The organism is Pleomorphomonas diazotrophica, assembly GCF_002844595.1.
Lineage (GTDB): Bacteria > Pseudomonadota > Alphaproteobacteria > Rhizobiales > Pleomorphomonadaceae > Pleomorphomonas > Pleomorphomonas diazotrophica.
In genome coordinates, this window is record NZ_PJNW01000016.1 from 247,094 (window position 1) to 268,990 (window position 21,897).

General features: G+C 63.7%; 20 protein-coding genes, 2 tRNA genes and 1 riboswitch. Of the genes, 13 read left to right on the plus strand and 9 right to left on the minus strand.

The features are described 5' to 3' along the window. Window positions 1-11: 11 nt before the first annotated feature. Window positions 12-938, plus strand: a complete 927-nt coding sequence (gene rocF, locus CXZ10_RS18855) for an arginase (RefSeq protein ID WP_101290902.1) — start codon at window positions 12-14, stop codon at window positions 936-938. Continuing rightward, complete coding sequence (locus CXZ10_RS18860; protein WP_101290903.1) at window positions 935-1,987, plus strand: ornithine cyclodeaminase; 1,053 nt, start codon at window positions 935-937, stop codon at window positions 1,985-1,987. Before rocF ends, CXZ10_RS18860 begins: the two co-directional genes overlap by 4 nt. On the opposite strand, the gene CXZ10_RS18865 is transcribed toward CXZ10_RS18860, so the two are convergent. Next, a complete protein-coding gene (locus tag CXZ10_RS18865; RefSeq protein ID WP_101290904.1) occupies window positions 1,980-2,468 on the minus strand; it encodes a hypothetical protein in 489 nt (162 codons plus the stop codon). The two genes, CXZ10_RS18860 and CXZ10_RS18865, sit on opposite strands and share 8 nt — an antisense overlap. Window positions 2,469-3,004: 536 nt before the next feature. Between CXZ10_RS18865 and CXZ10_RS18870 the strand changes: the two genes are divergently transcribed. From CXZ10_RS18870 to CXZ10_RS18890, 5 genes are all read left to right on the plus strand, one after another. Next, on the plus strand, window positions 3,005-4,711 hold the full coding sequence (locus CXZ10_RS18870; protein WP_101290905.1) for a methyl-accepting chemotaxis protein: 1,707 nt from the start codon (window positions 3,005-3,007) through the stop codon (window positions 4,709-4,711). 114 nt (window positions 4,712-4,825) lie between these two features. Continuing rightward, window positions 4,826-4,902 (plus strand) — tRNA-His (locus CXZ10_RS18875). A 595-nt stretch (window positions 4,903-5,497) separates the two neighbouring features. Then, window positions 5,498-5,815 carry a hypothetical protein gene (locus tag CXZ10_RS18880; RefSeq protein WP_101290906.1) on the plus strand — a complete coding sequence of 106 codons (318 nt, stop codon included), beginning with the start codon at window positions 5,498-5,500 and terminating at the stop codon, window positions 5,813-5,815. A 240-nt stretch (window positions 5,816-6,055) separates the two neighbouring features. Then, the gene (locus tag CXZ10_RS18885) at window positions 6,056-6,373 is read left to right on the plus strand and encodes a hypothetical protein (RefSeq protein WP_101290907.1); all 318 of its coding nucleotides are present in this window, start codon (window positions 6,056-6,058) and stop codon (window positions 6,371-6,373) included. A gap of 259 nt (window positions 6,374-6,632) precedes the next feature. After that, window positions 6,633-6,709: transfer RNA gene (locus CXZ10_RS18890), tRNA-Arg, on the plus strand. A gap of 69 nt (window positions 6,710-6,778) precedes the next feature. Here the strand turns inward: CXZ10_RS18890 and CXZ10_RS18895 are convergent. Next, window positions 6,779-7,699, minus strand: coding sequence for a LysR family transcriptional regulator (locus tag CXZ10_RS18895; protein ID WP_180336076.1), 921 nt, complete (start codon window positions 7,697-7,699; stop codon window positions 6,779-6,781). Between the two features lie 132 nt (window positions 7,700-7,831). Here CXZ10_RS18895 and CXZ10_RS18900 point away from each other — a divergent pair, with 132 nt between their 5' ends. Together CXZ10_RS18900 and CXZ10_RS18905 are read left to right on the plus strand one after the other, a co-directional pair. After that, window positions 7,832-8,134 (plus strand): monooxygenase, encoded by a 303-nt coding sequence (locus tag CXZ10_RS18900; RefSeq protein WP_101290909.1) that lies wholly within the window; start codon window positions 7,832-7,834, stop codon window positions 8,132-8,134. Between the two features lie 12 nt (window positions 8,135-8,146). Continuing rightward, entirely contained in the window at window positions 8,147-8,434 is a 288-nt protein-coding gene (locus CXZ10_RS18905; RefSeq protein WP_101290910.1) for an antibiotic biosynthesis monooxygenase family protein, read from the plus strand. 124 nt (window positions 8,435-8,558) lie between these two features. Here CXZ10_RS18905 and CXZ10_RS18910 read toward each other — a convergent pair whose 3' ends face one another. Then, entirely contained in the window at window positions 8,559-8,984 is a 426-nt protein-coding gene (locus CXZ10_RS18910; protein ID WP_101290911.1) for a VOC family protein, read from the minus strand. 69 nt (window positions 8,985-9,053) lie between these two features. On the opposite strand from CXZ10_RS18910, the gene CXZ10_RS18915 reads away from it, so the two are divergent. Beyond that, window positions 9,054-9,635 carry a TetR/AcrR family transcriptional regulator gene (locus tag CXZ10_RS18915; RefSeq protein WP_101290912.1) on the plus strand — a complete coding sequence of 194 codons (582 nt, stop codon included), beginning with the start codon at window positions 9,054-9,056 and terminating at the stop codon, window positions 9,633-9,635. 31 nt (window positions 9,636-9,666) lie between these two features. On the opposite strand, the gene CXZ10_RS18920 is transcribed toward CXZ10_RS18915, so the two are convergent. Beyond that, window positions 9,667-10,110 (minus strand): RrF2 family transcriptional regulator, encoded by a 444-nt coding sequence (locus CXZ10_RS18920; RefSeq protein ID WP_101290913.1) that lies wholly within the window; start codon window positions 10,108-10,110, stop codon window positions 9,667-9,669. Between the two features lie 51 nt (window positions 10,111-10,161). Then, the gene (locus CXZ10_RS18925; RefSeq protein ID WP_101290914.1) at window positions 10,162-11,271 is read right to left on the minus strand and encodes a threonine aldolase family protein; all 1,110 of its coding nucleotides are present in this window, start codon (window positions 11,269-11,271) and stop codon (window positions 10,162-10,164) included. Window positions 11,272-11,313: 42 nt separating this feature from the next. After that, window positions 11,314-11,420, minus strand: a riboswitch (SAM-I-IV-variant riboswitch). 302 nt (window positions 11,421-11,722) lie between these two features. Here CXZ10_RS18925 and CXZ10_RS18930 point away from each other — a divergent pair. Both CXZ10_RS18930 and CXZ10_RS18935 read left to right on the plus strand, forming a co-directional pair. Beyond that, window positions 11,723-13,228 (plus strand): pyridoxal-phosphate dependent enzyme, encoded by a 1,506-nt coding sequence (locus CXZ10_RS18930; protein ID WP_101290915.1) that lies wholly within the window; start codon window positions 11,723-11,725, stop codon window positions 13,226-13,228. A gap of 3 nt (window positions 13,229-13,231) precedes the next feature. Continuing rightward, window positions 13,232-14,512 (plus strand): PLP-dependent lyase/thiolase, encoded by a 1,281-nt coding sequence (locus CXZ10_RS18935; protein WP_101290916.1) that lies wholly within the window; start codon window positions 13,232-13,234, stop codon window positions 14,510-14,512. 157 nt (window positions 14,513-14,669) lie between these two features. Here CXZ10_RS18935 and CXZ10_RS18940 read toward each other — a convergent pair whose 3' ends face one another. Genes CXZ10_RS18940 through CXZ10_RS18950 form a run of 3 tightly spaced genes read right to left on the minus strand, consistent with a single transcriptional unit; the run spans window position 14,670 to window position 18,688 of the window. After that, window positions 14,670-16,424, minus strand: coding sequence for an NADH-dependent [FeFe] hydrogenase, group A6 (locus CXZ10_RS18940; RefSeq protein WP_210199967.1), 1,755 nt, complete (start codon window positions 16,422-16,424; stop codon window positions 14,670-14,672). A 26-nt stretch (window positions 16,425-16,450) separates the two neighbouring features. Then, window positions 16,451-18,106 carry a NuoF family protein gene (locus CXZ10_RS18945; RefSeq protein WP_101290917.1) on the minus strand — a complete coding sequence of 552 codons (1,656 nt, stop codon included), beginning with the start codon at window positions 18,104-18,106 and terminating at the stop codon, window positions 16,451-16,453. Window positions 18,107-18,148: 42 nt separating this feature from the next. Beyond that, a complete protein-coding gene (locus tag CXZ10_RS18950; RefSeq protein ID WP_101290918.1) occupies window positions 18,149-18,688 on the minus strand; it encodes an NADH-quinone oxidoreductase subunit NuoE family protein in 540 nt (179 codons plus the stop codon). Window positions 18,689-19,143: 455 nt separating this feature from the next. Here CXZ10_RS18950 and CXZ10_RS18955 point away from each other — a divergent pair, with 455 nt between their 5' ends. Beyond that, window positions 19,144-19,539 carry a hypothetical protein gene (locus tag CXZ10_RS18955; protein ID WP_101290919.1) on the plus strand — a complete coding sequence of 132 codons (396 nt, stop codon included), beginning with the start codon at window positions 19,144-19,146 and terminating at the stop codon, window positions 19,537-19,539. A gap of 61 nt (window positions 19,540-19,600) precedes the next feature. On the opposite strand, the gene CXZ10_RS18960 is transcribed toward CXZ10_RS18955, so the two are convergent. Then, window positions 19,601-21,832: a methyl-accepting chemotaxis protein gene (locus tag CXZ10_RS18960; RefSeq protein ID WP_101290920.1), complete on the minus strand. Its 2,232-nt coding sequence runs from the start codon at window positions 21,830-21,832 to the stop codon at window positions 19,601-19,603. Between the last annotated feature and the right edge of the window lie 65 nt (window positions 21,833-21,897).

A 21,897-nucleotide genomic window follows, 5' to 3' on the forward strand; every position in this document is an offset into this window, starting at 1 on the left:
AGGGAAACGGCATGAAGGTGAGGCTCCTGGGCATTCCGATCGAGGATGGCGCTGGCCGCATGGGCTGCGAGATGGGGCCAAGCGCCTATCGCACCGCCGGCATCGTCGAGGCCATCGCCGAACTCGACCACGAAGTCGAAGATCTCGGCAATGTCACCCGCGGCCCGCTGCCGACCATAACGCCCCCTCACCCGCATCTTCGGCGCCTTCCCGAAATCGCGGCCTGGGTCGGCACGGTGACCGAGGCCGCCTACCGGGCCAGCGACGGCGCCCTGCCGGTGTTCCTCGGGGGCGATCACGCGCTTGCCGCCGGTACGGTGCCGGGCGTTGCCCGGCGAGCGGCCGAAGACGGGCGCCCTCTATTCGTGCTGTGGCTCGACGCCCATACCGACTTTCACACGCTCGACACCACCCAAAGCGGCAATCTTCACGGCACGCCGGTCGCCTATTTCACCGGCGCGCACGGCTTTCACGGCTGCTACCCGCCGCTCTCGCACCCGGTGCCGCCCGGCAATGTCACCATGGTCGGCATTCGCTCGGTCGACCCGGCCGAACGGCGGGCGCTCAGCGGCTCCGGCGTTACCGTGCACGACATGCGCGCCCTCGACGAACATGGCGTCGGTTCGCTGGTCTGGCGCTTCCTCGAACGCGTCGCCGCAGCTGACGGCCGCCTGCATGTCAGCCTGGACGTCGACTTCCTCGACCCGTCGATCGCGCCGGGCGTCGGTACCACCGCGCCGGGTGGCGCCACCTTCCGCGAGGCGCATCTCATCATGGAGATGCTGCACGACAGCGGCCTCGTCTCCTCGATCGACCTTGTGGAACTCAATCCCTTTCTCGACGAGCGCGGCCGTACCGCCACGCTGATGGTCGACCTTCTCGCCAGCCTTATGGGCCGCACCGTCATGGATCGGCCGACCCGGAGCTTCGCAGCATGAACGCCATATCCGCGCTCGCCATCGTTCCCTTCGTGTCGGTCGACAACATGATGCGGCTGGTGCTCAGCATCGGCATCGAGCGCTTCCTCGTCGAACTCTCAACCTATATCGAGGAGGACTTCCGGCGCTGGCCGACCTTCGACAAGACGCCGCGCGTCGCCTCGCATTCGGTCGATGGCGTCATCGAGTTGATGCCGACATCCGACGGGGCGCTCTACGGCTTCAAGTATGTCAACGGCCATCCCAAGAACATGCGCGAGGGCAAGCAGACGGTGACGGCCTTCGGCGTGCTGGCCGACGTCGGCTCGGGCTATCCGATGCTGCTGACCGAGATGACGCTGCTGACCGCCCTCAGAACCGGCGCCACCTCGGCGATGGCGGCGCGGCACCTTGCCCCCAAAGGGGCCAATACCATGGCGATCATCGGCAACGGCGCCCAGTCGGAGTTCCAGGCCCTGGCGTTTGCCGCCATTCTCGGCATCCGCAACCTGCGCCTTTATGACATCGATCCCGCAGCAACGGAGAAGTGCCGGCGCAATCTTGCCCCCCTAGGCTTCTCCATCAAGGTCTGCCGTTCGGGCCAGGAAGCCGTCGAAGGCGCCGATGTCATCACCACGGTGACCGCCGACAAGCAGTATGCGACCATCCTGACCGACAACATGGTCGGCTCCGGCGTGCACATCAACGCGGTCGGCGGCGATTGCCCCGGCAAGACGGAACTCCACCGCGACATCCTGAAGCGGTCGTCGATCTTCGTCGAGTATGCGCCGCAGACGCGCATCGAAGGCGAGATCCAGCAGCTTGCCGCCGATCATCCCGTCACCGAGTTATGGGAGGTGCTCGATGGATCCGCGCCGGCCCGCAAGTCTCCAGACGAGGTGACGCTGTTCGACTCGGTGGGGTTTGCGATCGAGGACTTCTCGGCGTTGCGCTATGTGCGCGACAAGCTCGCCGGCACGTCCTTTTATCAGGAACTGGACCTGCTCGCCGATCCCGACGAGCCGCGCGATCTCTACGGCATGCTGGTGCGCGCCGAGATGGCTATTTGAGGTGTTCCTGAAGGGCCTGGAAGCGAACGGCCAGTTCACTCTTGCCGCTCGGCTTGCTGCCGGCCTTGGCGGGCGGCGAATATCCCGGCACCACGATGCCCTGATCGAGCATTTCCTTGACCGTTATGGTCCCGGCGTCGACGATCTCGCCCGTCTGGGTGTTGGTGATATAGTGCCGATAGGTGCTGCTGCCGACCTTCCAGTAGGAGTGGGTCTTCTTGGCTTCGAGGTCGGCGACGCTCGGCGGCGGGCGGGGGCCGGGCTCGGAGGAGGCAACCGGAAAAGGCTTCACATAGAACCAGATCGCCGTGACGATCGCGGCGAGCACCAGAGCCAGGGTGCCGGCAATGACAAACGACCTTGTGTCCTGATGACCACCGGTGCGACGCCGGCCTGAGGACGCAGTGGTCGCCTTCCCGCCCTTCTTCTTGACGGGACTGCCGATCGACATGTGTTGCGAGGCGACTACCCGTGACTGCATGACCCGCCTCCCTCAGTGCGCGGCGCTCTTCCTCCACCCCATCGAACCGACCTGCCGGTCGCGGCTTCTTCTTGAGGTTGCTGACCCAACCCGTTTCGCCATCATGCAACAGATAAGCGCGGAAAGTGTTTATTTCCCTTACGAGGCGAATCCTTGGGCCAGGAAAGAAAAAATATCCTTAACATGGGGTTAACCTTGCCTTGGAGCTGTCAAGCTCCAAGCAAGCCGGTTTGCATGCTGGCCTCGAAAAGTCGCGGTCCCGTTGCTTTGTGCTACGGAAACCTTTCGCGGGACTTGCCAGGACGAAACCGCCCGACCATCCCACGCTCGGCTTACCTGCAGCAAATGTCTGGCCTGTTCTTCGAGTTGTTGGATTCCATAGGCTTTTCGGCGCGAAGCACGATTTCTCGCGCTGCCCAGAAAGGCGCGACCACAGCGTCGGCCTGTAGGAACACGAAGAACAGGCATCTTAAGTCTCGGTTCACCATTGCTGGAGCAAACCTGCTTCAGAACTGTTTTTACTAGAAGATGCGAAAATGTTTCTCAATCGAGTCAAGTTGTGGAAAGTCATTGGCGCAGCCGTAGCGATATTCATCACGTTGACGGTGTGTCTGCTGCTGTCCGTCGTCTATACGACACTGTCGACCGACGCCGCCAGGCAGGCCCTGGAAAAGCAGCGAACGGCCATCAGCACCGGCGCCCTTCTGATGCAAAAGGATATTGCCGGCACGGCGATCTCCTGGTCCGGCGATGTCGTCGACCATATCGAGCTGTCGGCCATTCCGCCCTTCCCGACCCACGAGCTCATCGACAATCTGACGCGCACGGCGGGCGCTGCGGCGACCATTTTCGCCTATGACGCCGTCAAGGACGACTTCACGCGCGTGACCACGTCGGTCAAGAAAGCCGACGGCAGCCGCGCGGTCGGCACCGATCTCGGCAAGACGTCGCCGGCCTACGCAGCCATCAAGGCAGGTCGAAGCTTCACTGGCGAAGCCACCATTCTCGGCTCGCCCTATCTCACTATTTACACGCCCATCAAAAATGATGCCGGCCAGGTTGTCGGCATCTTGTTTGCCGGCATCCCCGAGGACACGGTCGCCGCCACCAAGAATGGGCTGGTGCTGAAGATTTCGCTGCTCGGCTTCCTGCTGGCGGCGCTGATGTCGATCGGCGCCTCGTGGCTGGTGGCGCGCCTCATCCGCCCCGTGACGCATCTCTCGGGACTGATGGAACGCATTTCGCGCAATGATCTCGCTGAAGAGGTTCCCTACGCGGCCTATGGCAACGAGGTGGGAACCATCGCCCGATCCGTCGTCATCCTCAAAGACAGCGCCGTTGCCCGCATCGCGCTGGAACGGGACAAAGACGCGGAGACGGCGGGACGCGCCGCGCGACAGGGACGCATCGAAGCGCTGATCGACGACTTCCGCTCCTCCACCCGGACCGCCCTCGGTGAAGTGACCAAGACCGTCGAGAGCCTGCTCGCCACGGCCGGCTCGCTCGGTGCCGGCGCCCAGCGGACCGTGCAAGATGCAGGCGCTGCCTCGCACGCGTCATCGGACGCCACCGACAACGTTCAGTCCGTCGCGTCGGCGACCGAGGAACTTGCCGCGTCGATCGGCGAGATCTCCAGCCAGATCCAGCGCACCGGGGCCATCGTCGCCGAGGCGGCGCGCGGAACACGCGATGCCGACACCAAGATCAATCGCCTTGCCACCGGCGCGACCAAGATCGGCGAGGTGGTCACGCTGATCCGCGCGATTGCCGAACAGACCAACCTCCTGGCACTCAACGCCACCATCGAGGCGGCGCGGGCCGGCGAGGCCGGCAAGGGCTTTGCCGTCGTCGCCGCCGAGGTGAAGAACCTCGCCGGTCAGACCGCCAGGGCGACGGAGGAAATCGCCTCCCAGGTCGACGGCATCCAGGGGGCCACCGCTGACGCCGTCGAGGCGATCCAGGCGATCAGCGCCACCATGCAGGAAGTCGATCGCTACACGGGGGCCATTGCAGCCGCCGTGGAAGAACAGGGCACGGCCACCGGCGACATCAGCCGTTCGGTCAATGCCGCGGCCGCCGGCTCACAGCGTGTGGCAGCCAATGTCGACGCCGTGCTGTCAACGGCTCGCGAAACCGAGGCGGCGGCGCAGAAGCTAGACCGCGATTCCCGCGAGGTCGCCGACGAGGCGAGCCGGCTTCGCTCGACGATCGACGCCTTCCTCGGCGCTGTGGTCGCCGCCTGACGGTCTTGCGGCCGGCTTCCGGCCGCTCTTCCGCTCATGACGACGGCCCATAAAAAAGTGGCCGGCGGGGCTTGCATTGCCGGGGCGATCCAACTAGGTTCCGCGCCGTCGTGTGCAGCTGTAGCTCAGTTGGCTAGAGCGTCGGATTGTGGCTCCGAAGGTCGCTGGTTCAAGCCCAGCCAGCTGTACCATTTCTTCCTCCGTAGAAATGAACATACCGTCTGACAGCGCCTCGCCGTGAACCTTCGTCCAAGCGACTGGGGCATCCACCGCATCGGTCGGTACTCCGGGACGCCGTCGTCGCGCAGGCCGATTCGGACCGACGCGAACTCGCGATCTCGGTGCGGCGGCAAGACACCAAGATCGAGCGCATCATGGTCTTCCGGCCGCGACATGATGCGCGTGCCGGGCTGGTGTCTCTGACCCCTTGGAACCAATCAGCGCGAAAAGTGTATCTTCTTGTAGCAGGCGGGGCCGGATGACCTACGCCCCGCACCCTCGGTTAGGCCGGTTTTGGCCCAGCGAGCTCGAATCCCAGCCTTATTTTCAAGGCCTATCACGCAGAAGTGCTCGTGGATCGCGGTGAGTTTCCCGACCGGCCACGACAACACACGGCGTCGTGAAAACACTTCACGAAATCCATCCCGTCCTATTGACCTGCCCTCCCCTTTTTCCGTGAAGAGGGGCGATCTATATCATCATCATCGAAGCGAGACGAATGATCGGGCTGGATCATAAACCTCCCCCAGGACCTGACGACGCTATCGAATACATGGAGTTACTGAAATGAAGACCTTTGCTATCGCCGCCGTTGCTTTCGCCGCCATCGCTCTCCCGACCCTGGCTTCCGCCGCGACCTTCTATGACCCGGCCGAGGGCGAGTTCGTGTCGGGTTCGTTGAATGCTGCCGCCACCAACGGCGACGCGGCCCGTTACACCCAGAGCGCCACCATCTACGACCCCGCCGAAGGCGAGTTCGTGACGACCAAGGTGTCGGGCGCCCCGGTGATCGCCACGCATGACGCCGTCAAGGCCAGCGGCGCGACCATCCGCTTCTACGACCCGGCCGAAGGCGAGTTCGTGAACGTTTCCGCTGGCAACTAATCCTAGCCAACGGATGATTTCGGAGACGGCGCCGGTTTTCCGGCGCCGTTTTTTCGTGTTCTTTTCACACGATCCCGTGAAAACACTTCACGAAATCCATCCTGTTGTATTGACTTCCTGCCGCTTTCTCCGTGAAGAGCGACGATCTATATCATCATCATCGAAGCGAGACGAATGATTGGGCTGGATGACAAAAGCTCCCAAGATCTGCCGACGCTGTCGAATACATGGAGCATGAAAATGAAAACCTTCGCTATCGCCGCTGTTGCTTTCGCCGCCATCGCTCTCCCGACCCTGGCTTCCGCCGAGACCTTCTATGACCCCGCCGAGGGCGAGTTCGTTTCGGGTTCGTTGAATGCCGCCGCCACCAACGGCGACGCGGCGCGTTACACCCAGAGCGCCACCATCTACGACCCCGCCGAAGGCGAGTTCGTGACGACCAAGGTGTCGGGCACTCCGGTGATCGCCACGCATGACGCCGTCAAGGCCGGCGGTGCGACCGTCCGCTTCTACGACCCGGCCGAAGGCGAGTTCGTGAACGTTCCCGCTGGCAACTGATCCTCGCCAACGGATGATTTCGGAGACGGCGCCGGTTTTCCGGCGCCGTTTTCGTTTCTGAGGCCACCCACTTCCTTCTCCGGCGTTCCCTCTTGGCGGGCGAAAGGCGCCACAATGTGGCCAGCCGCGCCTGCCTTTTTCGAGGTAGCAAGCGGTTTTCCTCGCCTGTGTTCTAGGGGCAAATCGCGATGCTTTTTCCTTTGCCTTCTCGACGAACTCGGCTATACGAACCGTGTTTCGCGTGTCCGCGATCGGCCATGCACCCGTAGCTCAGCTGGATAGAGTGCTGCCCTCCGAAGGCAGAGGTCACAGGTTCGAATCCTGTCGGGTGCGCCACACTTCGTCACGCTAACGCCTCCCCTCACGATGTTCTGCGCCCGACAGGCCTGAAAGCGCCGTCGAGCATCAGCCGCGGCTTGGCTGGCTTGAGTTCGGCAACCACGGATCACCATCGGGATCTCCTCCGAAACGCTCCGCGATCAAGTCGAGGAAAAGGCGCAAGCGATTGGGAACGAAGCGTCGATGCGGGTAGAGCGCGTAGACGGAAAGGCTCCCCCAGTTTCGGTCCGTCATGACGGGGACGAGATCGCCAGCGGCAAGGTCGCGACCACAGACGAAGCTCGGCAGCCAAGTGAACCCCACCCCTCGACGCGCCGCCATCCGCAACGCTTCCGAACTGGACGACACGAGACGCGGCGCAATGCGAACCTGCCCCTTATCCGGGCCATCCCAGGTCCAGAGCAGCCGCGGCGCAGGGACGGCGAATGTCAAAGTCGGCAGTCGAGCCAAGGCCTCGGGTGTCTCCGGTAACCCTGTTTTCGCCACGAGCCCCGGGCTCGCCACGACGAAGAAGCGCGAGGTTGCCAGCTTTCGCCCGATCAGACCGGTGTCGAGCGAACTCGCCACGCGGACAGCAAGATCAAACCCTTCCTGAACAAGGTCGACCTGGCGGTTGGTAAAGTCCGACGCAATCGAAACGTTGGGATAAAGCTCCATAAAGTCGATGATAATCGGCGCGACATGTTCCTGGCCCAGTTCAGCCGGAGCCGTCAGGCGAAGCCTGCCGCGAGGTACGGCCGTGTCGGCTCCCGCTTCCGCATCGGCGTCGTCCAGCGCATCCAGAATGGCGAGGATACGTTCGTAATAGGCGTGTCCCGATACTGTCGGCCGGACTAGGCGCGTCGTGCGGTCCAACAGGCGGGCACCGGTGCGCTCCTCCAGGCTGTTGACATGCTTGGCGACCATCGCCGGCGACAGGCCCAGGGCACGTGCGGCGGCGGCCAGCCCACCGAGCTCCACCACGCGCGCGAACACGCGCATGCTCATGACTCTATCCATCGCATCCCACACCGTGAGTGTTGAGTGACGCGACAGTTTGCAGGATTAACAGCCAATCCGGCTAGAGATATTTCCTGCTTCGCGGTCACGCCACATCAACGAACTCATAGGTCCATTTGAATGACGACACTTGTTCAGTTCGATTTTGCCTTCGACGGTCCATGGGGCGAGCAGTTCACGTCTGTTTGCCGCGATCTTGCCAAGGATATCGCTGCCGAGCCGGGATTGATCTGGAAGCTTTGGGGCGAAAACCGGGAAGCTTGCCGCGCCAGTGGCGTCTATCTTTTCGATACTCCCGAAAACGCGGAAGCATATGTGATCAAGCACCGGCCGCGCCTCGCGGCGTTCGGCGTTACTGACCCAGGATGCTCGGTTTTCTCCCTCAACCTGCCGCTTTCGCGCATAACCCACGCGCCGCTTTGAGAGGAGGACAGGATGCATACCACGCTTGCCGAAGTCGAGATCGAGGATCTCCCGCGTTTCCTGTCGGTTTTCGCCACCGACGGCCGAGACAAGCGGGAGGCACATGGCAGCCTCGGCGCCGAGGTACTTTCGGTCACCGACGGCTCGAACCGGGTCCTTGTCCTGATCGACTGGACGGACGACAACGCCTACCAACGCTTCGCCTCGGATCCGGCGGTTCCGCCGACGATGGCCAAGGGCGGAGCGAAGGGTCGTCCGAAGTTCACCCCGGTGCTCAAGGTCGGACGCTTTCCAGCCTGAGGATTTTGTAGACGAGCGGCGCGTGGCCGAGCCAGGCACGCGCGGGAGGCGGGTACCCTCCGACTGCCCTCGGCCAGCCCCGCCCGCCCAGGCGTTGGCGTGGCTTGACCGATGCGCCGGTCGCTCAGTCCGGCAGCGCCTCCGGCTGATAGAGAGAGGCAAACTCGCCCTTGGGCGGGATTGGTGTGATGACATCGATCAGCACGCCGTTGGGGTCGGCGGTGATGAAATGGCGCTGGCCGAAATCCTCGTCGCGCAGCGGCAACAACACCGGCAGGCCGGCAGCGACCAAACGGGCGTGTTCGGCGTCGACATCATCCACCTCGAAGTTGAGGATCAATCCGGAGACGCGGCCTCGGCCGACCTCCGGGATGGTCGCGTGGTTGCCGTCGAGAATAGCGAGGTTGACCGATGCATCAGCCGTCGATTGGAGATGGACATACCAGTCGGCCGAGAACATCGGGCGGAAGCCGAAATGGTCTTGATAGAACGCGGCCGTTTCGGCGACCCGGTCGGTCATCAGCACGGGATAGACGCTGGTCGTGTGCATGGGGTTGCCTCCAAGCTTGAACAGACATACAGTCTGTATGTAAGCTGAAATAACATACAGGCTGCACGTATGCAAGAGAGACGGACGAACCGGGAGCGCAGCGAAGGCACCACGGCCACCCTTATCTCCACCGCCCGGCGGCTGTTCGTGGAGCGAGGCTACGCGGACACAGGCACGCCGGATCTCGTCATGGCGGCCGGGGTGACGCGCGGTGCCCTCTATCACCACTTTGCAGACAAGCGAGCGCTGTTCCGCGCCGTCGTGGTCGTAGAGAGTCGAGTGATTGCGGAGGCCGTGGAGCGGGCCGCACCGGGGGGCGACGATCCCGTCGCGGATCTCATAGCCGGCGGAGAAGCCTATCTCGACGCCATGGCCGAACCGGGGCGGTCGCGGTTGCTGCTGGTCGAGGCGCCAGCGGTCCTCGGGACGGCCGAGGCGGCGGCGATCGATGCCGAACACGCGGGGCGAACGTTGCGCGAGGGGATCGAGGCGGCGCTCGCCGCCGGCGCCATCCGGCCGCTGCCGCCCGCCGCCCTCGTCACGCTGCTCGGGGCCACCTACGACCGTGCTGCACTCGCCATTGCCGAGGGCGCGCCCCGCTCCGACTGCACCGCCGTTCTTGCGGCCATGCTGGATGGCCTGCGGACCTGAGCCGCTTCCGAGCAACGAGGTGTCAGGAGCCTCAGCCGGCGAGCACCATGGCGGCCGTGTTGGATTTCTGCAGCATGTCGGCAAGCGTGGTGCGGTCGAGCACCTCGGCCATGGCATCCCTCACCTCGGTCATGACGATGCGCACCGAGCAGGTGGAAAGGTCACCACAGTCGTCGCAGGGCTGAAAGGCGGTGCGGCTGGCGCAGGCAATCGGCGCCAGCGGCCCGTCGAGCGCCCGCACCACCGGCCCGATGGAAATCTCGGCCGGCGGCCGGCTCAGCGCGAAGCCGCCACCCGGACCTTTCCAGGAGCGGACGAAGCCGGCGTTCTTGAGATCGCGCATGATGGCATCGAGAAACTTCTTGGAGATGTTCTCGCGCGCGGCGATTTCCGCCACCTGGACCGCCTTGCCCGGTTCCGATCGGGCGAGATGGACCAGCGCCTTGAGCCCGTATTTGCCCTTCTTGGTCAGCATCGATCGTCTCCGGACGTCCTGGAGCCGGGATAGCCGCGCCGGCGAGCAACGTCAATCGATCGAAGGTCCTCGCGGCTTTCCGTCGTCGTCCGTCAGCTCAAGCTGCCGGTTGCCAACGCGCGGAATCCCGGCGGCGGCGGACCGAATGTCGGCCGCCAGTTCGTCGACGCGTGCCGGGTCGGCGTCCCAGGCGAACATGAAGCGGGCACCGCCGCCGATGAAGGTGTAGAAGCGCCAGCCTCGGCGGCGCAGTTCGTCGAGCACGCTCTCGGGAGCGCTCAGGAACACCGAGTTCGCCTCCACAGGGAAGAGGAATTCAACGCCGGGCACGCCGGCGATCGCCGCCGCCAGCCGTGCCGCACAGGCGTTGCCATGCCGGGCATTGCGGAGCCACGCCCCGCTCTCAAGCATGCCGATCCAGGGCGCCGACAGGAACCGCATCTTCGAGGCGAGCTGACCGGCCTGCTTGCAGCGATAGTCGAAATCCTCGGCCAAGGCTCTTTCAAAGAAGATGACCGCCTCGCCGACCGCCATGCCGTTCTTGGTACCGCCGAAGCAGAGCACGTCGACGCCGGCCTTCCAGGACAGTTCGGCCGGCGAACAACCGAGCGCGGCGCAGGCATGGGCGAAGCGAGCGCCGTCCACGTGCAGCTTCAGTCCCAGCTCGCGACAGACCGCGGCGATGGCCCTGACTTCCTCGATGCTGTAGACGAGGCCGGTCTCGGTCGGCTGGGTGATGGTCACCACGCGGGGCTTGGGGAAGTGGATGTCGGACCGGCTGGTGGCCATGGCCCTGATAATCGCGGGCGTCAGCTTGGGAGCGGTGGCGGGGCCGACGAGCAGCTTCGATCCGTTGGAAAAGAACTCGGGAGCGCCGCACTCGTCGGTTTCCACATGCGCCGACGAGGCGCAGATGACGCTGTGATACGACTGGCACAGGGACGACAGTGCGAGCGAGTTGGCGGCGGTGCCGTTGAAGACGAAGAAGACCTCGCAATCCTTCTCGAACAGCTGCCTGAAGGCATCGGCGGCGCGTTGGGTCCACTCGTCGTCGCCATAGGCGATGGACGACCCGCCATTGGCGCGCTCCATCTCGGCCCAGGCCTCGGGGCATATGCCGGCATAATTGTCGCTTGCGAATTGCTGGGCGGAGTTGGTCACGTCAACGTCCTCTCTTCCTCGGAAAGCGGAGCGACGCGTGGCTGGGATCCCGTTGGTTGCCGGTCGGCCACATCCCCCTCTTGCGAAGGGCACCACCTTGCTCGGGAGCAGGTTGGTGTCGGGCGTCTCCCCGACTCTTGATGCATAGATGGCAATTATCATCAAGGCCGGAAGGCGGCAACTGCCTGTCGGCAGGCACCGACGGAAACAAGCGCTATCCTCGCGTCCGTGTCTTTTTGCCCACTCCGATCCGCAGACACGGACGCCGTCTGCGCCAGACAGGTGGAATCAGAGCTCTCCCTACCTTCCCGTGGGACCACTTGCGGCACATCATGTCGTGGCTTGCCGAACTGCGTCATGTTGGTCGGCGATGGGTTACGGTTTGTCGCCTGCCGGCGCATCGATTGCGAAACGCATGGCGGACCAGGAAACGAGCGAGGGGATATCGAATATGGCGCGGCTAGGTTTGGAGCGGAATGTCGTCGATCAAGCGGTTCTCGACCGGACCATCGCCCGTCTCGGACAGGAAGGCGTTCTGCTGCCCACGCTGGGACAACTCGCCAACCCCAAGACGATCGCCGATGGTGTGCGCAAGCGCCTCGCCGGCGTCGACCCGGATGTCGCCGATCCCCTCAATCTCTTCCGTGTCCACTGGTTCAACGACGCGGCCCGCAGCGGGTTGACCGACGTGCCCGTCCATATCGAGCTGCCGAGTGAGCTCACCGGCGTCAAGGCGCGCATCGTCATCGCGCTCGGCAACCGCTTCCCGATGATCCGCGCCCACAAGGTGCTCGCCGCCTATGGCTGCCTCGTGCCGCGTCTCGTCACCGGGCAGTTCGACCCTGGCCATCACAAGGCCGTCTGGCCGTCCACCGGCAACTACTGCCGCGGCGGCGTCGCCATCTCGCGCATTCTCGGCTGCCACGGCGTGGCCGTGCTGCCGGAAAACATGAGCCGCGAGCGCTTCGACTGGCTCGACAAGTGGGTGGTGGATGCCAGCGACGTCATCAAGACACCCGGCTCGGAGAGCAACGTCAAGGAAATCTACGACGAGTGCGCCCGTCTCGACAGCGACGCCGACAACATCATCTTCAACCAGTTCTGCGAGTTCGGAAACTATCTCGTTCACCGCACCTGCACCGGCGCGGCGCTGGAGACGCTGTTCAAGGCGATCACTAGGGATCGTCCCGGTTCCAAGCTCGCCGCCTTCGTGTCGGCATCTGGGTCGAGCGGCACGCTGGCGGCCGGCGACCACCTCAAGGAGCACCATGGCACCAAGATCGTCGTCGTGGAGGCGACAGAGTGCCCGACGCTGCTCGAGAACGGCTTCGGTGAGCACAACATCCAGGGCATCGGCGACAAGCACGTGCCCTACATCCACAACGTCATGAACACCGACATGGTGGCAGGCGTCAGCGACAGCGACACCGATCGCCTGATCGTGCTGTTCAACACCGAAGTCGGCCGCAACTATCTGATCGAACGGCGCGGCATCGATCCGAAGCTGGTCGCAGACCTCAGCAATCTCGGCCTGTCATCGATCTGCAACCTGCTGGCGGCGATCAAGGCCGCCAAGTATTACGACATGGGGCCGGACGACGTCATCGTCACGCTGGCCACCGATGGTGCCGCCATGTACGGCAGCGAGATCGACAAGGTGGTCAAGCGCGACTTCGGCAACCGCTTCGACGCGGTGGCGGCCGGCGAGACCTGGGGCCGTTCGCTGGCGGCGGCGTCGACCAGCGATCTCCTTGAGATGACCCATGTCGATCGCAAGCGGGTGTTCAATCTCGGCTATTTCACCTGGGTGGAGCAGCAGGGCGTCACCGTCGACGAGTTCAAGGCCCGCGCCAAGCAGTCCTATTGGGACGGCCTCCTCGATCTCGTGCCGGCCTGGGACGAAATGATCGGTGCCGTCAATGCCAAGAGTGGTGCCGCCAAGAAGCTGGGTCTCTAGACGATGGTGAGGTTTCGCTGCCACGGCTGTGGCGCCGAGGTCGATGCCGGCGTTCGGCTGGCGTTTGGTTGCCCGAACGCCAGGGCAGACGACGATATCGACCATGTTCTCGTGGCCGATACCGAGGCGACATCGCCGTCGATCGGCAGCGAAACCGATCCCTTCCTGCGCTACCGCGCATGGCTTTCGCCCTACCGGCTAGCACGGTCCTCGGGGTTGCCGGATGCGGCCTGGGTCGATCTCGTCGGAGAGCTCGACCAGGCTCTGACGGCCATCGACGGACGCGGTTTCCGCGTTACGCCCATGGCCGAACAACGTCCGCTCGCCAAGGCGCTCGGCCTTTCCGGATCGCTCCTCGTCAAGGACGAGACCGGTAACGTATCGGGCTCCCACAAGGCGCGCCATCTGATGGGAGTCATGCTCTACCTGCGTATCCTTGAGGCGGCCGGTTTGCCGGCCGGCGAGGGACTCCGGACGCGGCGCCTGGCGATTGCCTCCTGCGGCAACGCCGCGCTCGCCGCCGCCGTCGTGGCGCGGGCCGCCGACTGGCCGCTCGACGTGTTCATCCCGCCCGACGCCGATGGATCCGTAAAGTCGAGGCTCAAGGAACTCGGCGCAGAAATCACCGTCTGCGACCGGCGACCCGGCGAGGCCGGCGACCCCTGCTATCTCCGCTTCCGCGAGGCGGTTGCCGCCGGCGCCATTCCCTTCGGCGTTCAAGGCACAGACAACGGCCTAGCGATCGAAGGCGGCCGGACGCTCGCTTTCGAGATGGCCGAAGAATTCAGCCGCATCGGCACGGTGCCGGATGCACTGTTCGTGCAGGTGGGCGGCGGAGCGCTGGCGAGCGCCCTCGCCCAAGGTTTCGCGCTTGCCCGTACAAATGGGTTGCTGCCCCGGCTTCCCAAGCTGATTGCGGTGCAGACGACAGGCTGCGCGCCGCTGGCGCGCGCCTGGAACCGCCTCGGAGATACCGATTTGCAGGCCGCGGCGAGGAGGCGTTCGCAGTTCATGTGGCCGTGGGAGACGCCGCCGACGAGCCTTGCCCACGGCATTCTCGACGACGAGACCTACGATTGGTGGGCGATCGCCGAGGGCATGCGCGCGAGCGGCGGCTCAACCGTCGTCGTCGACGAGGCACAGGTCGCGGCGGCCTACGAAGCCGGCCGAGAATACACCGACATTGCGGCCTCGCCGACCGGCACCGCCGGCCTCGCCGGCGTCATCGCCCAACCCGGGGCTGGCAAGCGGATCGCCGTGATCTTTTCGGGCGTCGGGAGATAAAAGTAAAAGGCCGCTGCGACAGACACCGCAGAGGCCCGATCCAATCCCTAGAGCATGCCGGCAAACCCTGGTTCGCCGGCATGCTCTAGTTTATTGTTTTCGCATTGTTTTTTCGGAAAACCGGTTCCCACTTTTCCGCACAATGCTATAGCCCAACTCAGCGCTTGTACTCCGGCAGCACCTGGTAGCTGGTGTGCAGCAGTTCGTGCGCCTCGTGACCGCCGATCTCGCCAAGGAAGTCGGCGTAGAGCTGCTTGATGTACGGGTTGTGGTGCGAGCAGCGCCAGAGACCGGCCTGATCCTCCTGATAGAGGCCGGCGGCTCGCTTGGAGCGCAGCTCGTTGGTCGCCCCGTAAGGCTGCCCGCCACCACCGACGCAGCCACCGGCGCAGGCCATCACCTCGATGAAGTGATAGGGCACCTCCTCACCGGCTTCACGAGCGGCACGCACCTTTTCCAGCACCTCTTCGACATTGGCGAGCCCATGGGCGACGGCCACGCGGATTTCCTTGCCGGCAACGGTAAGCCTGCCCTCCTTGACGCCTTCGAGGCCGCGGGTCATCTCGAAATCGACACGCGGCGCGTCGTGGCCGGTGACGTAGTAATGGGCCGTGCGAAGCGCCGCTTCCATGACGCCACCGGTGGCACCGAAGATGGTGCCGGCACCTGTGTAAGCGCCCAGCATGTGGTCCGGCTGCTCTTCGGGGATTGAGACGAAGTCGATGCCGGATTGCTTGATCATGCGCGCAAACTCTCGCGTGGTCAGCGACACATCCACGTCCTGATAGCCCGAAGAGCTCATCTCCTTGGAACGGATGATCTCGGACTTCTTGGCCGTGCAGGGCATGACCGAAACCACGAAGACCTTGGCCGGATCGATCCCCATCTTGTGTGCGTAATAAGTCTTCGACAGGGCGCCGACCATCTCGTGCGGCGACTTGCAGCTCGAGAAATGGTCGATCATGTCGCCATGGAACTTTTCCATGAAGTCGACCCAGCCCGGGCAGCAACTGGTGATCAGCGGCAGCGCGCCGGTTCCGTCGAGAAGGCGACTCTTGAACTCGGAGGCTTCCTCGATGATCGTCAGGTCGGCGCCGAAGTTGGTGTCGAACACCGCCTTGAAGCCCATCCGCCGCAGCGAGGCGTAGATCTTGCCGGTGAGGTTGGCGCCGATCGGGAAACCAAAGGCTTCGCCGACGGCAACACGCACGGCGGGCGCGATCTGAACCACGCAATAAGCGTCCGGATCCTGCAGCTTGTTCCAGACGTCGACGGTCTCGTCATACTCGACGATGGCGCCGGTCGGACAATGGGCCGAACACTGGCCGCAGCGGACGCAAGGCGAATCCGCGAGCGGAATGTCGCCGGCCGCCGCAATGCGGGTCTTGAAGCCGCGATTGAGGAAGCTCAGTGCCCAGACGTTCTGATGCTGCTGGCAGACGGTGATGCAGCGACCGCACAACACGCATTTGCGCGGGTCGAGCACGATGCTCCTGGTGGAGGTGTCGAGGGGCAGATCGGGAACAACGTTCGGCAGGTCGGAGCCGGTCATGCCGAAGTCGGCGGCGAGCGCCTGCAGCTCGCAGTTCTGGTTACGCAGGCAGGTCAGGCATTCGTTGGGATGCCTTGACAGCGTCAGTTCGAGAACACCGCGCCGCACCTCGACGATTTCCGGCGTCTCGGTCAGGATATCCATGCCCTCGTCGATCGGCGTGCAGCAGGACCGCAGCATTTTGCCGGTGTTTTTCACCTTAACGATGCAAATGCCGCAGGCGCCGGTCGCCTCAAGGTCCGGATGCTTGCAGAGCGTCGGAATCTTCACGTGCACCTTGCGCGCCGCGTCCAGGATGGTGGTTCCCGGAGCGACCTCCACGGGCACGCCGTTAATCGTAGCGTTGATCATATTGGTCATTTCGATCACTTCTCGATCTCGGAAAATCAGGCTTCGGCGGCCACGGGCTTCTTGAGGCGTTCGGTGAACTCCGACCCGAAGTGCTTGAGCGCCGACAGCACCGGGTTGGGCGCGGTCTGGCCAAGCGCGCAAAGCGAGCCTTTCTGCATGGCCTGCGCGATCATCCTGATGTTCGCGATGTCCTCCTCAGTGCCCTCGCCGGCGACGATCTTGTCGAGAAGGCCCAGCATCTGCGTGCCGCCGATGCGGCAGGGCGCGCACTTGCCGCAGGATTCGTCGACGCAGAAGTCGAGATAGAAACGGGCAAGCTCGACGACGCTGTCCTGATCGTCGATGACGATGAGACCACCCGAGCCCATCATCGACCCGAGCTGTTGCAGGTGCTCGTAGGAAATCGGCGTGTCGAACTGGCTCTCGGGGATCATGCCGCCCGACGGGCCGCCGGTCTGCACCGCCTTCACCTTGCGATCCGTGCCGGTGCCGCCACCGATCGTCTCGACGATCTCGCGGATGGTGATGCCCATAGGGACCTCGACGAGGCCGTTGTGGGCGATCTTGCCCGTCAGGGCGAACACCTTGGTACCCTTGGATTTTTCGGTTCCCTTGGCGGCGAACCAGTCGGCACCCTTCAGCAGGATGCGCGGCACATTGGCCAGCGTCTCGACGTTGTTGACGCAGCTCGGCTTGTTCCAGAGACCCTTGACCGAGGGGAACGGCGGTCGCGGACGCGGCGTGCCGCGCTTGCCCTCGACCGAGGCGATCAGCGCGGTCTCCTCGCCGCAGACGAAAGCACCGGCGCCCAGGCGGACGTCGAAGTCGAAGCTCCAGCCGGAGTTCAGGATGTTGCGACCGACGAGACCGGCCTGGCGTGCCTGACGGATGGCTTTCTCGACACGATCGACGGCGAGCGGATATTCGGCGCGGATGTAGAAGACGCCATTGGTGGCGTTCATGGCCCGAGCCGCGATCATCATGCCCTCGATCACCGCATGCGGATCGCCTTCGAGAACCGAGCGGTCCATGAAGGCACCGGGATCTCCCTCGTCACCGTTGCAGATGACGTATTTGACGTCGGATTCCACACGGCGGGCGAAATCCCACTTGAGCCCCGTCGGATAGCCGGCACCACCGCGCCCACGCAGGCCGGAGGCCAGCATCTCCTGACAGATCTCCTCGGCCGACATGGTCAGGGCCTTCCTGAGGCCCTGATAGCCGCCGTGCACGAGATAGTCGGCCAGCTTTTCCGGATCGGCATGACCGTTGTTGGAGAGAACGACGCGCTCCTGCATGGCAAAGAAGGCAGCATGGAGATCCATGACATGCGCACCGAGCGGTCCCACGGGATCGGCAACCTTTTCGCCTCTGGCGATCGGCGCGACCACCTCGGTGACAAGACGCGAGGCAAGATCGGGTGTCATCTCGCTGAACAAGGTGTCCTCATGCACCTTGGAGGTCATGCGAACGAGCGGCCCCTTGCTGCAAAGGCCCATGCAACCCGTGCCGCCAACCTGGACCTTGCCGTCCAGCCCCATCTCGGCAAGATCGGATTTGATACGCGCGACGATGTCCGCCGCGCCAGATGATTGACAGCCCGTACTCGAACAGCACACCAGGCGCACGTCCATTGCCTGCTGCTTGGCGAGCTCGGCCGCAGCTTTCACTTCAAGCTCTTCCGGCTTCATGATTGCTCTACTTCATGTCTGGAATTGTTGGTTTTCTGCGGCCTATTCGGCGTCGGTGGCCTCGGCGGCAACGTGCATCGGCTGGTCTTGCTTGACCTGTTCGAGCAGCCCGTGGGCATTGGTAACGTCCTGCTTGCCGTAAACCTTGCCGTTGACCGAGGCGAGCGGCGCCAGACCGCAGCAGCCGAGGCAGCGCACCCCTTGAAGGTGATACTCGCCGTCAGGCGTGCTCTCGCCTTCCTTGATCCCGAGCTCGTCCTCGATGCCATGCAGCAGCTTTGGCGAACCCTTGATGTGGCAGGCCGTTCCCGTGCAGACCGAGATGATGTATTTGCCGGGACTTTCCAGCTTGAAGTAATTGTAGAAGGTCAGCACCTCGTAGATGTTGGCCAGCGGCACCCCCATCTCGCGGCCGAGCTTCATGGCGGATTCACGCGGAACATAGCCAAGTCGGCCCTGCAGCTCATGCAGGGCCATGATCAGGCTGCCGCGCTTTTTCTTCCACTTCTGAGCCAGGACGATGATTTCGTCCTCCGGCGCCTCTTCGATCTCAACGTCATCCACTGCTGTGTCGTCAGTCATCTTTCTCGTCCGTGCAGCTTTGTTTTTATTCAATCGATTTAGTTGCCAAGCGAACGCATCGACCTCAACCAGTTCTGCAGGTTAGCGAGGAAACGTCCCCATCACGCCACCTTCATGTCGCCCCGAATATTAAGATTTTTATTGTCATGTTTTCGGGCCATCAGGCTTTTATCGGCGAGCCATTCGCTTGAACACTTCGAGAGGCTTTCACATCGTCAGCCGATCATCAAGAGTATAGTTCCCTATACGATGAAATCAGTATTCGATCCGAAACGTTACTAAGATCGGCGTATTCTATTCCACACCGGATACAAAAATGCAGAAGCAGACACTCTCTACCTCGGACGCCGAGGATAGCGTTGAGCGGTGGTCCGCTCGTGGCGGGAGATCACGGGCTCGCAGAAATGCCGTAAACGCCTCGTATCGACCTTACTGACAATGACAAGGGCGATACGATGAACCAGCATGCGCGTGACATCGAGCCGGACCTCGGCCCGCTCCTCGACCTGACCGACGATCTGTCTGATCAGAATGTTTCGGGATATGGCAAGACCGAGCCGCGCCTTGAGGGCGACACCCGGAAAAAGCCCGGCTTGGTTCTCGGGCCGATGGATCGGATCGGCCCTGAAGCCGCCCAGCTTTCCGAACGGCCGCCGAGGCGAACCAAGGCGATCGCACCATCCACCGCTGCCTCGCCCGGGGTCTGGGGCGGCTTCTGGCACGCCGTGGTCATCGGCGTCGTTTCGGGAACCGTCGGCGGCCTGGTCGGTGCCTTCACGCTCGTCTGGCTGACGGGCGAGGGATGGAGCGTGTTCGCCAAGCTGCTCGTCGACGCGATCGGGCACCTCTGAACCCAACCTGACCGATCCTATTGAACCGGTCGAAGCGTCGGCCAGGCTTCACCCGCGCGTTTCACGCAGCGAGCCGGCGCGCAACCAGTTGATCGACCTCATCATCGGACAGCAGACGACCGACCAATTGAACGCCGGCCATCTTGTCGTCGCTCCAGACGACCTTGACGTCCAGCGGGCCCAGAACAGGGTGGTGGACGCGGCATTCCGCGCCGGTTTCCATGCCGTCGGCCTTGGCAAAGCGCATGCCGGAACGGGAGACATCGTGCAGGCGAAGAGCGCGCTTGGCGCCGCCGGCGAAATCGACGGTCAGGGTTACGTCGGTCTGTTTGCGGGGATGGCGGCGCTGATCCATGAGATCGTTGACCAGCGCATCGACCTCGTGCTCGAGATTCTGCACCTGACCAACGAGCGTGGCGCTCATGTCGGCCAGCTTTCCGGCCGCCTGTTCGGTTTGAGAGGCGAGCGTCGGCAGGCAGTTGAGGCTGAAGACCACATCCTGGTTGGCGGCCGTGGACCGATCGAGGCTCCCGTTGATTTCCGAGGTCGCCGCGCTCTGCTGTTCCACCGCGCCGGCGATGGTCGTGCTCAACGAAGATATGGCCTCGATCGAGCCGGTGATTTCGTCCAGCGACAGGGCGACCTCCTGAGCGGCGGCGCGGATATCTTCCACCTGACGGGTGATCTCCTCGGTGGCGCCGGCCGTCTGGTTGGCTAGCTGCTTGACTTCGGCGGCCACCACGGCAAAGCCCTTGCCGGCTTCGCCGGCCCGCGCCGCCTCGATGGTAGCGTTGAGGGCCAAGAGGTTGGTCTGCTGGGCGATGGCCGAAATCAGTGTCGTCACCTGCCCGATTCTTTCCGAGGCCTGCGACAGCTTGGTCCCAAGCGCCCTGGCGGCTTCCGAGTAGGAGCGGGCCGTGGCAGCATCCTTGGCCGAAGTCGCGGTCTGGCTGGATATTTCGGCAAGGGCCGCCGCAAGTTCCGTGACCGCCGAGACGACGCCGTTCATATCCTTGTTGGTGAGGTCGAGCCGGTTCAGCGACTGGTCGAGTTCGCTGCGCGTCGTCGAGGCGTTGGTGGCAACGGCATCGATCACCACGCTGACGTTCTGAGCGAGGCCGTTGATCGCGGCGACCACCGAGTGGACCGACACGCGCAGGCGGTCGGCGACGCCAGCGAGCGCCGCGCGCTTGTTCTGCAAAAGCTCCCTCTGCCGCTCCTCGGAGTTGGCCTCGTTCAGCTTTTCGATGGTCCGGTCTCGGAAATAGGCGACGGCGCGTGCCAGCTGGCCGACTTCATCTGAGCGGCTGGCTTCCATGAGCTCCGTTGCAATGTCGGCATCACCGAGCTCGCGGATATGCGCATCGAGGCTGGATATGCTGTGCACGATCGAGCGGGACAGCAGAACCGCCGCGGCGATGGCCAGAACGGCAATGCCGAGCGCAAGGCCGAGCATGGTGGACATGCGCGTCCAGAAACCCGAAACGCGCAGCTTGAGCAGCTCATCGAGCTGATCGGCCGATTTCTGCCAGTAGCTGTCCGCCGCCGTCACCAGCGTCCTGTTCGCCGCCGCCAGCCCGGCGATGTCGGCAGACGCTCGCAAGGCGTCGTCGCGAAGGTCGGCTGCAATCTTGTTGGCCGTTTTGGAGAAGGCTTCGACGCCGGCGACAAAGGATGCGGTCGGAGTGTCCAGCGCGGCGGCCACCGAACCTGAAGCGTTGCTCTTCTTGGCCACCTCGACCGAGGCCTTGATGGTGCTGAGGTCGGTTTCGATCTGTCCGAGAAGCACGATGAAGGCGCCGCGGGCGGCATCATCGAGCACCGCGAGCTTCGACTGATCGCGCGCCAGCATGCCGAGCTCGGCGGCACGGGTGATAAGGTCCGGCAGGCGCACCACCACCGTATCCATGACGTAGAAACTGTCGAGATCGGGGTCGAGGATCAGGTTGCTGTCGTTGCCCGCCGCCGTTGCCAGATCACGGAACAAGGCACCAACCTCGGCCGGGCTCTTGGCCGACAGCGAAAGCCGGCCAGCCGCTTCGCGCACAGACGCCGGATAGTCGGGCGCAGCGAGCGACTTGGCGGCGCCCAGAGCTGTCTCGTCGGCGCTGTCCGGCGCGGACGCCCAGGAAATGACCGAAGGCCACATTTGGCGAAGCCAACCTGTTCCGGCCAACTCCGCGTCGGCAAAGGCAATGTCCTTCTTGCTTTGCAGAACGAACAGACCGGACATCAGTCCCAATGGCAGGAGCAACATGACAACGACGATCGCCAATTTCCCGCGAATGGACATTTCCAAGCTCCGTCCCGTAGGTGGCAGCCGATCTCTTCGCAGCCCGTTATTTGGGCATGTGCAAC

What these genes read in the sequence shown, in the direction of transcription:
- rocF (WP_101290902.1), top strand. Translation starts at nt 12, where the DNA reads ATGAAGGTGAGGCTCCTGGGCATTCCGATCGAGGATGGCGCTGGCCGC.
- CXZ10_RS18860 (WP_101290903.1), top strand. Translation starts at nt 935, where the DNA reads ATGAACGCCATATCCGCGCTCGCCATCGTTCCCTTCGTGTCGGTCGAC.
- CXZ10_RS18865 (WP_101290904.1), bottom strand. Translation starts at nt 2,468, where the DNA reads ATGCAGTCACGGGTAGTCGCCTCGCAACACATGTCGATCGGCAGTCCC.
- CXZ10_RS18870 (WP_101290905.1), top strand. Translation starts at nt 3,005, where the DNA reads ATGTTTCTCAATCGAGTCAAGTTGTGGAAAGTCATTGGCGCAGCCGTA.
- CXZ10_RS18880 (WP_101290906.1), top strand. Translation starts at nt 5,498, where the DNA reads ATGAAGACCTTTGCTATCGCCGCCGTTGCTTTCGCCGCCATCGCTCTC.
- CXZ10_RS18885 (WP_101290907.1), top strand. Translation starts at nt 6,056, where the DNA reads ATGAAAACCTTCGCTATCGCCGCTGTTGCTTTCGCCGCCATCGCTCTC.
- CXZ10_RS18895 (WP_180336076.1), bottom strand. Translation starts at nt 7,699, where the DNA reads ATGAGCATGCGCGTGTTCGCGCGCGTGGTGGAGCTCGGTGGGCTGGCC.
- CXZ10_RS18900 (WP_101290909.1), top strand. Translation starts at nt 7,832, where the DNA reads ATGACGACACTTGTTCAGTTCGATTTTGCCTTCGACGGTCCATGGGGC.
- CXZ10_RS18905 (WP_101290910.1), top strand. Translation starts at nt 8,147, where the DNA reads ATGCATACCACGCTTGCCGAAGTCGAGATCGAGGATCTCCCGCGTTTC.
- CXZ10_RS18910 (WP_101290911.1), bottom strand. Translation starts at nt 8,984, where the DNA reads ATGCACACGACCAGCGTCTATCCCGTGCTGATGACCGACCGGGTCGCC.
- CXZ10_RS18915 (WP_101290912.1), top strand. Translation starts at nt 9,054, where the DNA reads ATGCAAGAGAGACGGACGAACCGGGAGCGCAGCGAAGGCACCACGGCC.
- CXZ10_RS18920 (WP_101290913.1), bottom strand. Translation starts at nt 10,110, where the DNA reads ATGCTGACCAAGAAGGGCAAATACGGGCTCAAGGCGCTGGTCCATCTC.
- CXZ10_RS18930 (WP_101290915.1), top strand. Translation starts at nt 11,723, where the DNA reads ATGGCGCGGCTAGGTTTGGAGCGGAATGTCGTCGATCAAGCGGTTCTC.
- CXZ10_RS18935 (WP_101290916.1), top strand. Translation starts at nt 13,232, where the DNA reads ATGGTGAGGTTTCGCTGCCACGGCTGTGGCGCCGAGGTCGATGCCGGC.
- CXZ10_RS18940 (WP_210199967.1), bottom strand. Translation starts at nt 16,424, where the DNA reads ATGACCAATATGATCAACGCTACGATTAACGGCGTGCCCGTGGAGGTC.
- CXZ10_RS18945 (WP_101290917.1), bottom strand. Translation starts at nt 18,106, where the DNA reads ATGAAGCCGGAAGAGCTTGAAGTGAAAGCTGCGGCCGAGCTCGCCAAG.
- CXZ10_RS18950 (WP_101290918.1), bottom strand. Translation starts at nt 18,688, where the DNA reads ATGACTGACGACACAGCAGTGGATGACGTTGAGATCGAAGAGGCGCCG.
- CXZ10_RS18955 (WP_101290919.1), top strand. Translation starts at nt 19,144, where the DNA reads ATGAACCAGCATGCGCGTGACATCGAGCCGGACCTCGGCCCGCTCCTC.
- CXZ10_RS18960 (WP_101290920.1), bottom strand. Translation starts at nt 21,832, where the DNA reads ATGTCCATTCGCGGGAAATTGGCGATCGTCGTTGTCATGTTGCTCCTG.